The 14,908-nt window shown below is 72.4% G+C and carries 15 protein-coding genes and 1 riboswitch; of the genes, 6 read left to right on the plus strand and 9 right to left on the minus strand.

Annotated elements, in window-relative coordinates; genetic code table 11:
* Position 1: 1 nt before the first annotated feature.
* On the minus strand, positions 2–277 hold the full coding sequence (locus ACH01S_RS37595; protein WP_067903842.1) for a hypothetical protein: 276 nt from the start codon (positions 275–277) through the stop codon (positions 2–4).
* Positions 274–1,116 (minus strand): alpha/beta fold hydrolase, encoded by an 843-nt coding sequence (locus ACH01S_RS37600; protein ID WP_067903845.1) that lies wholly within the window; start codon positions 1,114–1,116, stop codon positions 274–276. The genes ACH01S_RS37595 and ACH01S_RS37600 overlap by 4 nt, the downstream gene beginning before the upstream one ends.
* 118 nt (positions 1,117–1,234) lie before the next feature.
* Between ACH01S_RS37600 and ACH01S_RS37605 the strand changes: the two genes are divergently transcribed.
* Positions 1,235–1,885, plus strand: coding sequence for a TetR/AcrR family transcriptional regulator (locus ACH01S_RS37605; RefSeq protein ID WP_067903847.1), 651 nt, complete (start codon positions 1,235–1,237; stop codon positions 1,883–1,885).
* Positions 1,886–1,897: 12 nt separating this feature from the next.
* On the opposite strand, the gene ACH01S_RS37610 is transcribed toward ACH01S_RS37605, so the two are convergent.
* The 3 genes from ACH01S_RS37610 to pdhA are packed head-to-tail and all read right to left on the minus strand — an operon-like array spanning position 1,898 to position 5,363.
* Positions 1,898–3,166 (minus strand): dihydrolipoamide acetyltransferase family protein, encoded by a 1,269-nt coding sequence (locus ACH01S_RS37610; protein WP_067903850.1) that lies wholly within the window; start codon positions 3,164–3,166, stop codon positions 1,898–1,900.
* The gene (locus ACH01S_RS37615) at positions 3,163–4,164 is read right to left on the minus strand and encodes an alpha-ketoacid dehydrogenase subunit beta (RefSeq protein ID WP_067903888.1); all 1,002 of its coding nucleotides are present in this window, start codon (positions 4,162–4,164) and stop codon (positions 3,163–3,165) included. Before ACH01S_RS37615 ends, ACH01S_RS37610 begins: the two co-directional genes overlap by 4 nt.
* A gap of 26 nt (positions 4,165–4,190) precedes the next feature.
* Positions 4,191–5,363: a pyruvate dehydrogenase (acetyl-transferring) E1 component subunit alpha gene (pdhA, locus tag ACH01S_RS37620; RefSeq protein WP_083981588.1), complete on the minus strand. Its 1,173-nt coding sequence runs from the start codon at positions 5,361–5,363 to the stop codon at positions 4,191–4,193.
* A gap of 126 nt (positions 5,364–5,489) precedes the next feature.
* Here pdhA and ACH01S_RS37625 point away from each other — a divergent pair, with 126 nt between their 5' ends.
* The 3 genes from ACH01S_RS37625 (at position 5,490) to ACH01S_RS37635 (ending at position 7,857) form a co-directional block, all read left to right on the plus strand.
* Positions 5,490–5,993 carry an Lrp/AsnC family transcriptional regulator gene (locus ACH01S_RS37625; protein ID WP_067903853.1) on the plus strand — a complete coding sequence of 168 codons (504 nt, stop codon included), beginning with the start codon at positions 5,490–5,492 and terminating at the stop codon, positions 5,991–5,993.
* A gap of 434 nt (positions 5,994–6,427) precedes the next feature.
* Positions 6,428–6,946 (plus strand): lytic polysaccharide monooxygenase auxiliary activity family 9 protein, encoded by a 519-nt coding sequence (locus ACH01S_RS37630; RefSeq protein WP_067903856.1) that lies wholly within the window; start codon positions 6,428–6,430, stop codon positions 6,944–6,946.
* Complete coding sequence (locus ACH01S_RS37635; RefSeq protein WP_067903859.1) at positions 6,946–7,857, plus strand: glycoside hydrolase family 19 protein; 912 nt, start codon at positions 6,946–6,948, stop codon at positions 7,855–7,857. Before ACH01S_RS37630 ends, ACH01S_RS37635 begins: the two co-directional genes overlap by 1 nt.
* Before the next feature lie 90 nt (positions 7,858–7,947).
* On the opposite strand, the gene ACH01S_RS37640 is transcribed toward ACH01S_RS37635, so the two are convergent.
* From ACH01S_RS37640 to ACH01S_RS37650, 3 genes are all read right to left on the minus strand, one after another.
* Complete coding sequence (locus ACH01S_RS37640) at positions 7,948–9,357, minus strand: hypothetical protein (RefSeq protein ID WP_067903862.1); 1,410 nt, start codon at positions 9,355–9,357, stop codon at positions 7,948–7,950.
* A gap of 171 nt (positions 9,358–9,528) precedes the next feature.
* Positions 9,529–10,236: an NlpC/P60 family protein gene (locus ACH01S_RS37645; RefSeq protein ID WP_067903865.1), complete on the minus strand. Its 708-nt coding sequence runs from the start codon at positions 10,234–10,236 to the stop codon at positions 9,529–9,531.
* 5 nt (positions 10,237–10,241) lie between these two features.
* Positions 10,242–10,384, minus strand: a riboswitch (cyclic di-AMP (ydaO/yuaA leader).
* A 274-nt stretch (positions 10,385–10,658) separates the two neighbouring features.
* A complete protein-coding gene (locus ACH01S_RS37650) occupies positions 10,659–11,324 on the minus strand; it encodes a DUF6962 family protein (protein ID WP_067903868.1) in 666 nt (221 codons plus the stop codon).
* Positions 11,325–11,402: 78 nt separating this feature from the next.
* Between ACH01S_RS37650 and ACH01S_RS37655 the strand changes: the two genes are divergently transcribed.
* Both ACH01S_RS37655 and katG read left to right on the plus strand, forming a co-directional pair.
* Positions 11,403–11,825 (plus strand): Fur family transcriptional regulator, encoded by a 423-nt coding sequence (locus ACH01S_RS37655; RefSeq protein WP_067903894.1) that lies wholly within the window; start codon positions 11,403–11,405, stop codon positions 11,823–11,825.
* Positions 11,826–11,873: 48 nt separating this feature from the next.
* Positions 11,874–14,096: a catalase/peroxidase HPI gene (gene katG / locus ACH01S_RS37660; RefSeq protein ID WP_067903871.1), complete on the plus strand. Its 2,223-nt coding sequence runs from the start codon at positions 11,874–11,876 to the stop codon at positions 14,094–14,096.
* A gap of 291 nt (positions 14,097–14,387) precedes the next feature.
* Here katG and ACH01S_RS37665 read toward each other — a convergent pair.
* Positions 14,388–14,908, minus strand: a 521-nt coding sequence (locus ACH01S_RS37665) for a response regulator transcription factor (protein ID WP_067903874.1), incomplete at its 5' end; no start/stop codon positions are given.

Here is a 14,908-nt window from a genome sequence, read left to right on the forward strand (position 1 = left end):
GTCAATCTCCTTTCGTGTCGCCGCGCATCCGGGCCAGGTAGGCCGGGGTGCCGCGCTCGCCGTCGGGGGCGAGCATCAGCCAGAACCCCCACACCAGCATCGGGTTCGCGCCCCGGGCGGCGAGGCCGCGGACGTCCCGTCCGGTCAGCAGGGCCAGCTCGTCGCCGGTCAGCCGGTAGCGCGCGGCGAACCGGTCGGGCTCCCCGGTGAACGCCTCGCGGGCCCGCCGGTCGACGTTCAGGTCGTAGAGCGCCTTCTCGATCCCTTCCGCGCTCACGGCAGCCGCCTGGCGAAGTCGCTCACGAGGGATGTGAAGGCGTCCGGGCGTTCGAGCTGGACCCAGTGGCCGCAGTTGCCGAAGACGTGCAGTTCGGCGTCCGGGATGGCGCGGGCGAGCCGCCAGCCGAGCTCGACCGGGATGACCCTGTCCTCGCGTCCGTGGACGACGAGCGCGGGCTTCTCGATCGTGCGGAGCCTGTCCTCGGGGACGCCCTTGACCTGCGTGTCCGCCGGGCCCGGCTCGGGGATCAGCTTGCGGAATGCGTCCTGCGCGCCGGGACGGGCGCTCGCCTCGTACCGCGCCTTCACCATCTCGTCCGTGACGAGGCTCTGGTCGTACGGGAACAGGCGCAGGATGCGGCGCATCTCGTCGAGGTCGGGCTCGTAGTGCCAGCCCGCGCGCAGCCCCTCCGTCATCGTGAACGTCCCGGCGGGCGTGCCGAGCAGGACGAGCCCGTCCACCCGGGACGCGTCGCGCAGCGTCGCGGCGAGCGCCAGCCCGCCGCCGAAGCTGTTGCCGACGAGCAGCGCGGACGGGACGTCCACCGCGTCCAGGAACTCGAACAGGTGCCGCACCCAGAGCTTGATGCCGTAGGCCGCGCCGTCCAGGGCGCGCGTCCCGCCGAACCCGGCGATGTCGGGGGCGAGGACCCGGTGCCCGGACGCGGCCAGCGCGGGCAGCGCGCCCGCCCAGTTCGACCACGCCGACACGCCGGGGCCCGAACCGTGCAGCAGCACGACGGGCCGCCCGGTCCCGGCCTCGTGGTAGGCGGTCTCGTGCCCGGCCGCGACGACCGTCCGGACCCGGGCGGCCGCGGCGAGGAGCCGACCGTCCACTGCGTCCTCCTATTCATTCGATCGATCAATTGAATAATTGATACGGACGCTAGCAGCCGGTCCGGCGCGCTGTAAAGCCGATCGGTCGGCCGATCGGCCGGTCGGCTAGCATCGGGCCGTGACGCAGGAGAACACGGCGCCGCCCGCGGACAACCGCCGGCGGCCAGGACGCAGGCCCGGCAGCCGCAGCGGAGACTGGGAGGCGAAGCGCCGCCGGATCCTGGACGTCGCCGCCGACGTCTTCTTCGTCCGCGGCTACGAGCGGGGCACCACCAAGGAGATCGCCGAGCGGGCCGGGATGAGCCAGCCGACGATCTACCACTACGTGGGCTCGAAGGAAGTCCTGATGTCGGAGATCGCGCGCCAGGTCGACCGCGACTTCACCGCCGCGCTGGACGAGGCCCTCGCCGTCCCCGCCGACCCGGCGACCCAGCTCCGCCGCGTCATCGACGCGTTCGTCCGCTCCCTCGCGATCAACCAGCGCACGTTCGCCGTGTACTGGAAGGAGTTCCGCTCGCTGCCGAAGGACGTCGGCCGCGAGGTCAGCGGGCACGAGCGCGACTTCGTCGTCCGGGTCGAGGAGGTCGTGCGGCGGGCGCAGGACGAGGGCGTCCTGCCCGCCGGGCACCCGACCCGCGTCGTCAGCGAGGGCATCCTCGGGATGATGAGCTGGATGCACTGGTGGTACAAGCCGGACGAGTTCGACGCCGGCCAGGTGTCCAGCGCCTTCTGCGACCTGATCGGGCTGCCCGCCGCGTCCGCGGACTGACCCGGCGCGCGGCTATGCGTGCGTGACGAGGACCTCCGGGCGCTCCACGCAGTCGGCGACGAAGCGCAGGAAGCCGCCCGCGACCGCCCCGTCGCAGACGCGGTGGTCGAACGCGCAGGTGAGCTGCACGACCCGGCGGAGCCGGACCTCGCCCTCGAACGCCCACGGCCGCTCGACGATCCGGCCGACGCCGAGCATCGCGGCCTCGGGGTGGTTGATGATCGGGTCGGCGCCGTCCACGCCGAAGACACCGTAGTTGTTGAGGGTGAACGTCCCGCCGGTGAGGTCGGCGGGGGCGAGGCGGCCGTCGCGGGCCGCCTCCGTCCGCTCGCGCAGCCTCCCGGAGAGTTCGGCGAGGGTGAGGCGGTCGGCGTCCCGGACGACGGGCACGACGAGCCCGCGCCCGGTCTGCGCGGCGAACCCGAGGTGCACGTGCGGAAGCCGGACGATCTCCTCGCGCTCCATGTCCACGTAGGCGTTGAGCTCGGGGAACCGGCGCAGCCCGGCGACGCAGATCCGGGCGAAGAGGGCGAGCAGGCCGACCCGCGCGTCCGGGTCCGCCTTGTTGATGGACTCCTTGAGCTCCACCAGCCGGGTGGCGTCGGCGTCCACCCAGGTGCTCGCGTCGGGGATCTCGCGGCGGCTGCGCGACAGCTTCTCCGCCGCCGCGCGCAGCGGCCCCTTCAGCGGGACGCGCACCGCGCCGTCCTGCGCTTCCGCCGGTGCGGGCGGCTGGGCAGCGGTGATGGCGGCCTCGACGTCGCGGCGGAGGACGATGCCGCCCGGCCCGGTCGGCGGCACCGCGGCGACGTCGATGCCGTGCTCGCGCGCGAGGCGCCGCACCATCGGCGAGATGACGCGGGGCGCGTCCGGCCGCCCGCGCGGTACGGGGGTCCCCGCGGACGGCCGGACGTCGTTCCGGCGGGTGGTGGCGCGGCGGCGGCGTCCGGCGGGGCGGGACGGGCCCGTCCCGTAGCCGACCAGCACGTTCCCCGAGCCGGCCTCCTCGGAGTGCGGCTCCGCCGAGCCCTCGACGGCGACGGCGATGAGCGGTTCGCCGACGCCGACGACCGTCCCGGCCTCGCCGTACAGCCGGGTGACCGTCCCCGCGATCGGGACGGGCACCTCGACGGCGGCCTTCGCGGTCTCCACCTCGACCACCGCCTGGTCGACGGTGACGACGTCGCCGACCGCGACCTTCCACTCGACGACCTCGGCCTCCGTCAGCCCCTCGCCGAGGTCGGGCAGCCGGAAGACCTGTTCGGCCAGGGTCGCGGTCACGCGGCACCGTCCAGGTCGAGGTGGCGGGTGTCGGGCTCGTCGTCGCGCTGGAGCCGGTCGAGCGCGTCCAGGATCCGGTCGACGCCGGGCAGGTGGTGGCGCTCCAGCATCGGCGGGGGATAGGGGATGTCGAACCCGGTCACGCGCAGCACGGGCGCGGCCAGGCTGTGGAAGCAGCGCTCCTGGACGCGCGCCGCGATCTCCGCGCCGACGCCCGCGAACCCGGCCGCCTCGCTGATCACGACGCACCGCCCGGTCCTGCGGACGGACGCCGCGACGCCGCCGTCGTCGAACGGGACGACCGTCCGCAGATCGACGACCTCCAGGTCCCAGCCCTCGGCGGCCGCCGCCTCCGCCGCCTCCAGCGCGACCGGCACGGACGGCCCGTAGGCGACGAGCGTCGCGTCCGCGCCGGGGCGCCGCACCTCCGAGCGCCCGAACGGCGCGGTGCGCGCGGGGAGCGCGACGTCCTTCTTCGACCAGTACAGCTTCTTCGGCTCCATGAAGATGACGGGGTCGGGGTCGTCGATCGCCTCGCGCAGCAGGGAATAGGCGTCGTCCACGGTGGCGGGCGTGACGACCTTCAAGCCCGGGGTGTGCGCGTAATAGCCTTCGCTGGAATCGCAGTGGTGCTCGACGCTGCCGATCCCGCCGCCGTAGGGGATGCGGATGACGATCGGCAGCTCGACCCGGCCGCGCGTCCGGTTGCGCATCTTCGCGACGTGCGACGCGATCTGCTCGAACGCCGGATAGGCGAACGCGTCGAACTGCATCTCGATGACGGGACGGAACCCGCCCATCGCCATTCCGACCGCGAACCCGGTGATGCCCGCCTCGGCGAGCGGGGTGTCGAAGCACCGGTCGTCGCCGAACTTCGCGGCGAGCCCGTCGGTCACCCGGAACACGCCGCCGAGCGCGCCGACGTCCTCCCCGAAGACGAGGACGCGCTCGTCCGCCGAGATCGCGTCCCCGAGCGCCGCGTTGATCGCCTGCGCCATGGTCACGGGCGCGGGGGCGGGTCCCGTCACGACGGCACCTCCTCGGCTTCGAGTTCGTCCCGCAGGAACGCGCGCTGCTCGTCCAGCTGCGGGGTCGGCGTGCGGTAGACGTGCTCGAACAGGTCCAGCGGCGCCGGGCGGGGGTCGGCGTTCAGCGCGGCGCGGGTCCGGGCGGCGACGTCCTCGGCCTCGGCGGCGGCCGCCGCGACGTCCTCGTCGGTGAGGTGCCCGCGCCGCCGCAGGTACGCCTCCAGCCGGGCGATCGGGTCGCGGCGCCGCCATTCCGCGGGCTCGGAGTCGGCGCGGTACCGGGTCGCGTCGTCGGCGTTCGTGTGCGATTCGAGCCGGTAGGTGTGCGCCTCGACGAGGAACGGCCCGTGGCCGGAGCGCGCGTGCTCGACGGCGGCGGCCAGCACCGCGAGAACGGCGACCGGGTCGTTCCCGTCCACCCTTTCGGAACGGATTCCGTACCCGACGCCTTTGTACGCCAGGGAAGGCGCGGCGGTCTGCCGCTCCAGCGGGACGGAAATGGCGTACCCGTTGTTCTGCACGAAGAAGACGGCGGGCGCCTTGAACACCGCCGCGAAATTCAGGGCCTCGTGGAAGTCGCCCTCGCTCGTCCCGCCGTCGCCGACGCAGGCGAGCGCGACGCGCCCGGTCCCCTTGCGCTGCTCGGCGTAGGCGAGCCCGGCGGCGTGGACGGTCTGCGTCGCGAGCGGCGTGCACTGCGGCGCCACCCGGTGGCGGTGCGGGTCGTAGCCGCAGTGGGCGTCCCCGCGCAGCAGAGAGAGGGCCTCCGCCGGGTCGATGCCGCGCGTCACCAGCGCCACCGACTCGCGGTAGGTGGGGAACAGCCAGTCGCCGTCCTCCAGGGCGAGCACCGCGCCGACCTGGCACGCCTCCTGCCCGTGGCTGGACGGGTACACCGCGAGCCTGCCCTGCTTGGTCAGCGCCGTGGCCTGCGCGTCGAAGCGGCGTCCGACGACCATCGCGCGGTAGGCGCGGCGCAGCAGGTCGGGGCCGGGCGCCGGGTAGCGGGGCCGCGGCCGGGCCGCCGCGCCCGCGTCGGTGAGGAACCGGACGGGCCGCGCCGAGGGCAGCAGCGACCCGGGGCCGCCGTCGGACGCCCTGCCGTCGGACGCCCTGCCGCCGGACGCCTTGCCGTCGGACGCCCGGCCGTCGAACCGGACGTCCGTCATCGCCGTACTCCCCTCATCGGCTCCTGCCCTCCTCAACCAGACGGTGGTAGGAATATGAATCAGGATTGCCATAAGTCTCAATAGCTACACTGATTTGCGGACATCTGGTCGAAACAAGGGGTCAGGATGGACCAACTGTCGTTCGAGCCGCCGTCCGGCCTCGCTCCGGTCGGACGTTCGGCCGCGCCGCTGGACGACGTCGACCGCGCGATCCTGCGGGAGCTGGAGGCCGACGGGCGGCTGTCCATGCGCGGCCTCGCCGAGCGGGTCAGCGTCTCCCGCTCCAGCGTCTACGCGCGGGTGGAGCGGATGGTCGCGGACGGCGTGATCACCGGGTTCACCGCCCGCGTCGACCCCGTCCGGGCCGGGCTCGGCACGTCCGCGTACGTCCTGATCAGCATCGAGCAGCACTCCTGGCGCGAGGTGACCGAGCGGCTGCGCAAGGTCCCCTACATCCAGCACCTGGCGTTCGTCGGGGGCGACGTCGATGTGATCGTACTGGTCCGCACGCCCGACAACGGCACGCTGCGGGACGTCGTCCTCGCGCGGATCCACGCGGTCGAGGGCGTCCGCTCGACGCGCACCTGGCTCATCTTCGACGAGGCGACGGGCGGCGGCAGGCTGCACTGATCAACGGCGCCGATCAACGGCGCCGAACCGCAGATGTTGCCGACCGTTCCGCCATTCTCCAGAAGATGTTGACGATTTCGTTGGACGTTTTGGACCGGTTCGGCTTCCGGCCTGCGGTGGTCATATGACGCGCCGGCCGCCATTCGGCGGCCGGCCGGTGCACAAGCCTTGCCCGGGCCGCGGACTTAGGGTTAACGTTCAACTACCAGATAGGAAAGTTTCCTATCAGATGGAGTCCGCATGCCCCGCTCCCCTCCATCGCCGGTGACACGGCCGTGCCGTCCCCTGGAGCCGCGGCGCTCCCCGGTCCCGGCGGCAGCCGGACCGTCCACGCCGCGGGCCGACCGGCCCGAACCACCCCGACCGCCCCCGCACGGCCACGCACCGCGAGAACGCGAGGAAATCGACCACCCCAGAACGCAAGGACCCCCCGCATGAAGAAATCAACGCGCAAGCTCGCCGCCGTCACGGCCGGCGTCGGAATCGCACCGCTGGTCGCCGTCGTCCTCCCCGCCACGGCGGCCCTCGCGCACGGCTACGTCTCGGCGCCGCTCAGCCGCCAGGCGCAGTGCGCGCAGAAGATCGTCCAGTGCGGAGCGATCCAGTACGAGCCGCAGAGCGTCGAGGGCCCGAAGGGCCAGCGGACGTGCAGCGGCGGCAGCCGGTTCACCGAGCTGAACGACGACAGCAAGCCGTGGAAGGTCACGACCGTCGGCCGGACCGTCAGCTTCACCTGGACGTTCACCGCCCGGCACCGCACCTCGAACTACGAGTACTTCGTCGGCGGCCAGAAGGTCGCCACCGTGGACGGCGGGAACACCCAGCCCCCGGCCACCGTGACCCACTCGGTCAACCTCGGCGGCTTCAGCGGCCGGCAGAAGGTGCTGGCCGTCTGGAACATCGCGGACACCGCCAACGCCTTCTACGCCTGCGTCGACGTCAACATCCAGTAATGCGCCGATTCTTGCCCCTGCTCGGGGCCGTGCTGCTCACGGCGGGCACCGCGTCCGCCGTCCTGCCGACCGCGTCCGCCTCCGCCGCGGACTGCGCCGCCGCCTGGAACGCGTCCAGCGTCTATACCGGCGGCGCGAAGGTGTCCTACGGCGGGCACAACTGGTCGGCGAAATGGTGGACGCAGAACGAGAAGCCGGGAGGCGGCACGATCGTGTGGGCCGACCAGGGAACCTGCGGCCCCGCCGATCCCCCCGACGACCCCGGAGATCCCGGCGACCCCGGAAACTCCGCGGATTTCGTGGTGAGCGAAGCCCAGTTCAACCAGATGTTCCCGAGCCGGAATTCGTTCTACACCTACCAGGGGCTCACCGCGGCGATGGCCGCGTATCCCGCGTTCGCCAACACCGGGAGCGACACCGTCAAGAAACAGGAGGCGGCCGCGTTCCTGGCGAACGTGAACCACGAGACCGGCGGGCTGGTCTACATCGTGGAGCAGAACACGGGCAACTACCCGCATTACTGCGACGCGAGCCAGCCCTACGGCTGCCCCGCCGGGCAGGCGGCCTACTACGGCCGCGGGCCCATCCAGCTCAGCTGGAACTTCAACTACAAGGCCGCGGGCGACGCGCTCGGAATCGACCTGCTGCACAACCCGTGGCTGGTCGAACGGGACGCGGCCGTGTCGTGGAAGACCGCGCTGTGGTACTGGATGACCCAGAACGGCCCCGGCACCATGACCCCGCACAACGCGATGGTCAACCAGCGCGGATTCGGTGAGACGATCCGCAGCATCAACGGCAGCCTGGAATGCAACGGCGGAAACCCGTCCCAGGTGCAGAGCAGGGTGAACGCCTACAAGAGGTTCACCGAACTCCTCGGCGTCCAGCCCGGCGGCAATCTGACCTGCTGACCGGATGCAGCGGACGCGCCTCATCCGGACGCATCGCCGAAAAGGACCCGCGCACGGCCACCGCCGTGCGCGGGTCTCTTCGTTTCTGGGTCAGCGGCCGTTCGCGGGGACGTAGAGGCGGATGTCGTCGACGTATGCCTCGCCCTCGTAATAGTTAAGGTGCGGGTCGCCGATGATGAACGAGTCCGGATAGGCCGAGCCCTTCGGCCAGGCGTGCTCGGTGGTGTACGTCCCGGCGGGGCCCCGATGGACGAGCCGCCGGTCGAACCGCCCGTCGTACTCCTCCGGCGTCTGGTTGTAGTGCCAGATCGGACGCCCGTCCTCCACGAAGTCGTGGTGGACGCGCAGCGTCGCCTGCCCGATGTGCCGGAAGGGCCCGCTCATTTCGAGCGTGTACCCGGTGCGGTCGCGTTCCACGGCGAACCGGTAGGCGGCCTCCGGCAGCAGTTCCGGCCGGATTTCCGCGCTGGTGAGATGTCCCTCGAACCGGTTGCCGGGCCCGTACGGCTTGTCCATCGAGACGTTCCCGCACCGGGTCTTGATGTAGTACTCGTTGCTGACGTTGTTGTTCGCCGCCTCGCGGAACAGGTCGCCGCGCGGGAAAAGGGCGTTGACGCCGTTGAACGTCCCGTCGAAGGTGCGGTAGATCCGGCCGGTCTTCGGGTCGCAGGTGCCCGCGTTCTTCCAGCGCGCGTCGTCGCTGTAGTAGCCGTCCATGATCACCTTGCGGCGGAAATGGATGCCCGGGTTGCCGTGCGGCGCGGGGGTCGCGTAGTCGAGGATCGTCAGGTAGTAGAAGCCGTTCTCGCGCGTCACGTCCGGGTAGTCGCAGCGCTTCTTGCCGGGCAGCGCGCCTTGGAACGTCCAGGGGTAGCGGGTCTTGCACGGCTCCTTCGTGTAGCCGTTGTGGCGGCCGTTGTAGTCGAACGTGCCGTTTCGCTTCCCGCCGAAGTCGATGCCGCGCAGCGTCATCTCCACGCGGTAATGGCGGGGGAGCGGCCGGGTGGGGCGGATGAGGACGCCCGCGTCCCAGCTCGGCTCCGAGATCCGCCCGACCTTGCGGCCGTCCGGCAAGGTCTTGGTCGACAGCCCGGGACGCGAGTCGGGACGGCCGTCGCGGTCCTTGTCGACGGCCGCGACCTCGGCGGTCAGCCAGCCGTTCCGGCCGAACGCGACGCGCTTGCGGAACACGTTCAGCGTCGCGAGCTGACGCGCGAACAGCGGCCCGCTGATCTTCTTCCACGCCTCGCCGTCGTCGTCGAACGCGTCCACGTGCCACGGGCTGCGCGGCCCCTGCGGGTCGAGGCGCCACCGGGCCCCGTCGACGCGCGGCGGGCGGTCGAAGCCCTCCTGAGCGACCAGCCTCCAGCCGTGCCGGGCGGCGGGCGCGGACGGCGCCGTCCCGGTGGCCGTTCCGGTGGCCGCGGCGGGCCAGGCGGCGGATGCGGCCACGGCGGCCGTGCCCGCGGCCACGGCCGTGATCTTCCAGCGTCTCCCCATGTCAGCGGACTCTAGGAGGGCCGCGCGCGGGTGCAAGGCGACCGCTGGCGTCCGACCGGATCTTGCCCTTCCCTTGGCCGAGCCGAGGGGCGGCTGCGCCATGGAAGCCGCCATGGAAAGGGCCCGGCCGGGGGTCGTCCCGGCCGGGCCCTTCCGAGGCGCGCGGTCGCGTCAGAGGTTCTTCGGACGGTACGCCTTGTACTCGCTGCCCGCGTTCAGGCCGTAGTCGCGCGTCCGGTGGTCGGTGCCGTACCGGCCGCGCTGCTCGTACGCCCAGTAGGACGTGTGGTCGTCGTTCGCCCACTTCTCGAAGATGACGACGTGACGGGTGGTGTTGGTGCCCTGGGCGTCCATCACGAGGTCGCCCTTCTTCAGCTCGGACATCGAGATGCGCTCGGTGTAGCGCGACGACGTGAGGCCGACGGTGTTCGGGCCGGGCTTCGCGAGGCCGAGCGTCATGGCGACGTACCCCGAGCAGTCCGTGCGGTAGCCCTGATAGGTGTTGGTCTGGCTGTAGCGGACGCGATCATCGGTGCCGGGACGCCACGTCTTCGCCAGCTCGATGACCCTGTCCCGCCTGGACTTGGAGTCGGTGGTCCGGGTCTCGGACGCCTTGGATTCGGACGCCTTCTTCTTGGCCTCGCGGCCTTCGGCGGAGGCGCGGCCGTGCTCGCCGCCGCCCGCCGCCGCGCCGGGGACGGTCGCCACCGCGGCGGCCGACCGGGCGGAGTCGGAGTCGAAGACCCCGGCCTGCGTGGTTCCCGCGATCACGCCGAAGGCGGCGAGGCCGACGACGGCGCCCGCGACGCGGGGGGTGGTGTTCAGGAGGTTACGGACATTGTGCAGGGGGTTACGGTTTTTGCCGTGCTTGCCGTTCAAGGGGCTCCTTCTTCCAATTCGCCTGCCGGGTTAGCTGACGGGTTCGGACGTGGAAGTCGCCCTACGGCCTGGGGGCAGGCCGATTCACCCCAGTGCGAGGATGTGGGTCCCCGGCTCCGCGCGAAGGCGGACTCGGCGATGCCGCTGCGATCCACGGGGCGCGATGGGGCCCCTACGCGGGACCCGGTGTCCCGCGTGCGAAAGAGCGGCGCTTTGAGTTGTGGCCCGGACGCGGCCGGCCCGCCTCGGGGCCGTGCCGGTGGGGCTCGCGTGTCCGATGGGACACGGGGGGCAAGAGCGCTTGGAGAGCGCCTTGGGATGGACAAGCTAACGCAAAGCCCCAAAAGAAGGCAAACTACGACAAAATCATGATCGACCCAGCTCAACAGGGGTGCGGCAGGGGGCGCCCGCCAGGCCGGGCGTCAGCGGGCGGACGGCGCGCCCGGCAGGCCCGGCACCGGACGCGGCTCGCGCCCCGCCGCGCGCGGCGCGCTGACCGCGAGGTAGAGCAGCACGATCCCGGCGATCTGGGCGAGGTGGTAGGCCGACGTCGGGTCCAGGCCGACGCGCCCGGTGACGTCCGGGTCGATCGCCTTCGCCGCCGCCGCGGCGCCGCTCGCGGCCAGCGCGGCGATCATCGGCCCGGCCATCGGATGGCGCCGGACGGCGGCCCGCCCCCACAGCGCGAGGATGCAGACCATCGTCAGGCTCTCGCAGGCCAGCAGCGCGGTGACGCCCGCGTGCCCGGTGACCGCGAGGACGGCGTAGGCGCCGATCCCGATCGAGCGCAGCAGCCAGAACGTCCGGCCGTGCCGGGGTCCGAGCACCTCGGCGACCGTCCCGGCCAGCAGGTAGGACACCGCGACGACGACCATCGCGCTGATCACGGCCCAGCTCGGCCCGTCCAGGGCGGGGGAGTACTTCACGAACCCGTGGTGGACGAACCCGGCGAGCGCCGCCGCCCCCGCCCACCAGAACGACGTGCGCCAGTGCCGGTGCGCGGCCGTGCGCCCCAGCCGGGCCGCGAGCGCGACGGTGACGAGGCCGAGCGCGAGATCCGTGAGGGCGGGCGCCGGTTCGGCAAGCATGACTGCACCGTACCCGCCGTGCCGCGCCGGGTACGCGCCAATCTTGACTGATTCAAGAAAATGGGCCAGCCTGTGTGCGTGACCACGATCTCGGAGTACGAGCGGCTCCTGCGCGGGGCCGCTCTGCGGGTGACCCGTCCGCGGGTGGCGGTACTGAGAGCGGTCCACGCCCACCCGCACGCGGACACGGACTCGATCATCGGCGCCGTCCGGCACGACCTGCCGAAGGTGTCCCACCAGGCCGTCTACGACTCGCTGCACGCGCTGACGGCGGCGGGGCTGGTCCGGCGCATCCAGCCGTCCGGCCATGTGGCCCGGTACGAGTCGCGGGTCGGGGACAACCACCACCACGTCGTCTGCCGGTCCTGCGGCTCCATCGCCGACGCCGACTGCGCCGTCGGCGAGGCGCCGTGCCTGACCGCGTCCGACGACAGCGGCTACGCGATCGACGAGGCCGAGGTCATCTACTGGGGCGTGTGCCCCGAGTGCTCCGCAACCTAGAGAGTTCCTGAATCACCACCCCCGCAGTGCCCTGGGAGGGAACCACACATGTCAGAGAACAAGGAAACATTCGCCTACGACACGAACGCGGAAGGCGAGGGCGGCTGCCCGGTCGTGCACACCCGAGCCCCGCATCCCACCCAGGGCGGCGGCAACCGCGGCTGGTGGCCGGACCGGCTCAACCTCAAGATCCTCGCGAAGAACACCGCCGTGACGAACCCGCTCGGCGCGGACTTCGACTACCGGGCGGCGTTCCTCAGCCTGGACCTGCCCGCCGTGAAGCGCGACATCGCGACCGCGCTCACCACCTCCCAGGACTGGTGGCCCGCCGACTTCGGCAACTACGGCCCGTTCATCATCCGGATGGCGTGGCACAGCGCGGGCACCTACCGGGTCAGCGACGGGCGCGGCGGCGCCGGGTCCGGGCAGCAGCGCTTCGCGCCCCTGAACAGCTGGCCGGACAACGCGAGCCTCGACAAGGCCCGCCGGATCCTCTGGCCGGTCAAGCAGAAGTACGGCCAGAAGATCTCCTGGGCCGACCTCCTCATCCTCGCCGGAAACGTCGCGCTGGAGTCGATGGGCTTCACGACGTTCGGCTTCGCGGGCGGGCGCGAGGACGCCTGGGAGGCCGACGAGGACGTGTTCTGGGGCCCCGAGACGACCTGGCTCGGCGACGAGCGCTACACCGGCGACCGCAACCTGGAGAGCCCGCTCGGCGCGGTCCAGATGGGCCTGATCTACGTCAACCCGGAGGGCCCGAACGGCAACCCGGACCCGATCGCGGCGGCCCGCGACATCCGCGAGACGTTCGGCCGGATGGCGATGAACGACGAGGAGACCGTCGCGCTCATCGCGGGCGGCCACACGTTCGGCAAGACGCACGGCGCGGGCCCGGCCGACCACGTCGGCCCCGAGCCGGAGGCCGCCCCGCTCGAACAGCAGGGCCTCGGCTGGAAGAGCACCTACGGCACCGGCAAGGGCGCCGACGCGATCACCAGCGGCCTTGAGGGCACCTGGACGAACACCCCCACCACCTGGGACAACAGCTTCTTCGAGATCCTGTTCGGGTACGAGTGGGAGCTGTTCAAGAGCCCGGCGGGCGCGCACCAGTGGCGGCCGAAGGACGGCGCCGCCGCCGACCTCGTGCCGGACGCGCACGACCCGTCCAAGCGCACCCACCCGACGATGCTCACCACCGACCTGTCGCTGCGCTTCGACCCGATCTACGAGCCGATCTCGCGCCGGTTCCTGGAGAACCCGGACGAGTTCGCGGACGCCTTCGCCCGCGCGTGGTTCAAGCTGACCCACCGCGACATGGGGCCGATCGCCCGCTACCTCGGCCCGGAGGTCCCGTCCGAGGTGCTGGTGTGGCAGGACCCCGTCCCGGCCGTCGACCACGAGCTGGTCGACGCCGCCGACATCGCCGACCTCAAGCGGCGGATCCTGGAGTCCGGGCCGACGATCGCGCAGCTCGTGTCGGTGGCGTGGTCGGCGGCGGCGACGTTCCGCGGCACCGACAAGCGCGGCGGCGCGAACGGCGCCCGGATCCGGCTGGAGCCGCAGAACAGCTGGGAGGTGCACGAGCCGGACGAGCTGGCGCTCGTGCTGCGGGCGCTGGAGGGCGTCCAGGAGTCGTTCAACGCCGCGCAGACCGGCGGCAAGCGGGTGTCGCTCGCCGACCTGATCGTCCTCGGCGGGGTCGCCGCGGTCGAGCGGGCCGCGAAGGCGGCGGGCCACGACATCGAGGTCCCGTTCACGCCGGGGCGCACCGACGCCTCGCAGGAGGACACCGACGTCGAGTCGTTCTCGCACATGGAGCCGGGGTCGGACGGGTTCCGCAACTACCTCGGCAAGGGCCAGCGGCTGCCCGCCGAGAACCTGCTCATCGACCGGGCGAACCTGCTCACGCTGAGCGCGCCCGAGATGACGGTGCTGGTCGGCGGCCTCCGGGCGCTCGGCGCGAACCACGGCGGGTCGTCGCTCGGCGTCCTCACCGACCGTCCGGGGACGCTCACGAACGACTTCTTCGTCAACCTGCTCGACATGGGCACCACGTGGTCCCCGGCCGAGGACGGCACGTACGAGGGCCGCGACGCGAGCGGCCAGGTCCGCTGGACGGGCAGCCGCGTCGACCTCCTCTTCGGCTCGAACTCCGAGCTGCGCGCCGTCGCCGAGGTCTACGGCAGCGACGACGCCAAGGAGAAGTTCGTGCGCGACTTCGTCGCGGCCTGGGACAAGGTCATGAACCTGGACCGCTTCGAGCTGCGCTAGTCCGCACGTCCCGCCCGGGGCGACGCGAACGTCCAGGCCGATCCGCGAGGGTCGGCCTGGACGTTCGTCTTTCCGAGCCTTTCGCGCGACCCCGCGTTCGCCGGGGCGGCCCCGGCCCCCCGGGCGGCCCCGCCCTCTCGCCTGGGGACGGTCGCGCGGGTGGGCGGGGCCGGTCACCCCGGGCGCCGCTCCCAAGGCGCGGGGGTGACCCCTCGGCGACGGCTGGGGAAGTCACCGCCGGTATCTCCCTCAGCGCCGCCGCCCGCGGATGTGTCACAGCCCGCGGATGTGTCACAGCCAGCCGTGCCGGTCGGCGGTCTCGATCGTCTCGGCGCGGTCGCGCGTCCCGAGCTTGGCCTGCGCCGCCGACAGGTAGTTGCGGACGGTCCCGGCGGCGAGGCCCGCGCGCCGCGCGATGTCGCGCACCGGCAGGTCGAACGCGGCGAGCCGCAGCACCTCCAGCTCGCGCGCGCTCAGCGGGCAGTCGGGCGCGGTCAGCGCGTCGGCCGCCATCCTCGGGTCGACGTAGCGGTCGCCCGCGTGGACCTGCCTGATCACGTCGGCGAGGGTGTACCCGGACGCGCCCTTCGGGACGAACCCGCGCGCCCCGGCGGTGAGGGCGCGGCGCAGGTGCGGCGGCCGCCCGCGGCCGGTGAGGATCACGACGGCGCAGCCGGGCAGCGCCCTCGCCAGCTCGGCGGTGACGGCCATGCCGTCCAGGCCGGGCATCTCCAGGTCGACGAGCGCCACGTCCGGACGGTGCCGGAGCGCGGCGTCCACCGCCGTCCGCCCGTCGGGCGCCTCCGCCACGA

The organism is Actinomadura chibensis NBRC 106107, from assembly GCF_001552135.1.
Taxonomy (GTDB): domain Bacteria; phylum Actinomycetota; class Actinomycetes; order Streptosporangiales; family Streptosporangiaceae; genus Spirillospora; species Spirillospora chibensis.

Excerpts from the sequence above, each read along its gene's own strand:
- ACH01S_RS37615 (WP_067903888.1), bottom strand. The coding sequence starts at position 4,164 with ATGGCGCAGGCGATCAACGCGGCGCTCGGGGACGCGATCTCGGCGGAC.
- pdhA (WP_083981588.1), bottom strand. The coding sequence starts at position 5,363 with ATGACGGACGTCCGGTTCGACGGCCGGGCGTCCGACGGCAAGGCGTCC.
- ACH01S_RS37625 (WP_067903853.1), top strand. The coding sequence starts at position 5,490 with ATGGACCAACTGTCGTTCGAGCCGCCGTCCGGCCTCGCTCCGGTCGGA.
- ACH01S_RS37630 (WP_067903856.1), top strand. The coding sequence starts at position 6,428 with ATGAAGAAATCAACGCGCAAGCTCGCCGCCGTCACGGCCGGCGTCGGA.
- ACH01S_RS37635 (WP_067903859.1), top strand. The coding sequence starts at position 6,946 with ATGCGCCGATTCTTGCCCCTGCTCGGGGCCGTGCTGCTCACGGCGGGC.
- ACH01S_RS37640 (WP_067903862.1), bottom strand. The coding sequence starts at position 9,357 with ATGGGGAGACGCTGGAAGATCACGGCCGTGGCCGCGGGCACGGCCGCC.
- ACH01S_RS37650 (WP_067903868.1), bottom strand. The coding sequence starts at position 11,324 with ATGCTTGCCGAACCGGCGCCCGCCCTCACGGATCTCGCGCTCGGCCTC.
- katG (WP_067903871.1), top strand. The coding sequence starts at position 11,874 with ATGTCAGAGAACAAGGAAACATTCGCCTACGACACGAACGCGGAAGGC.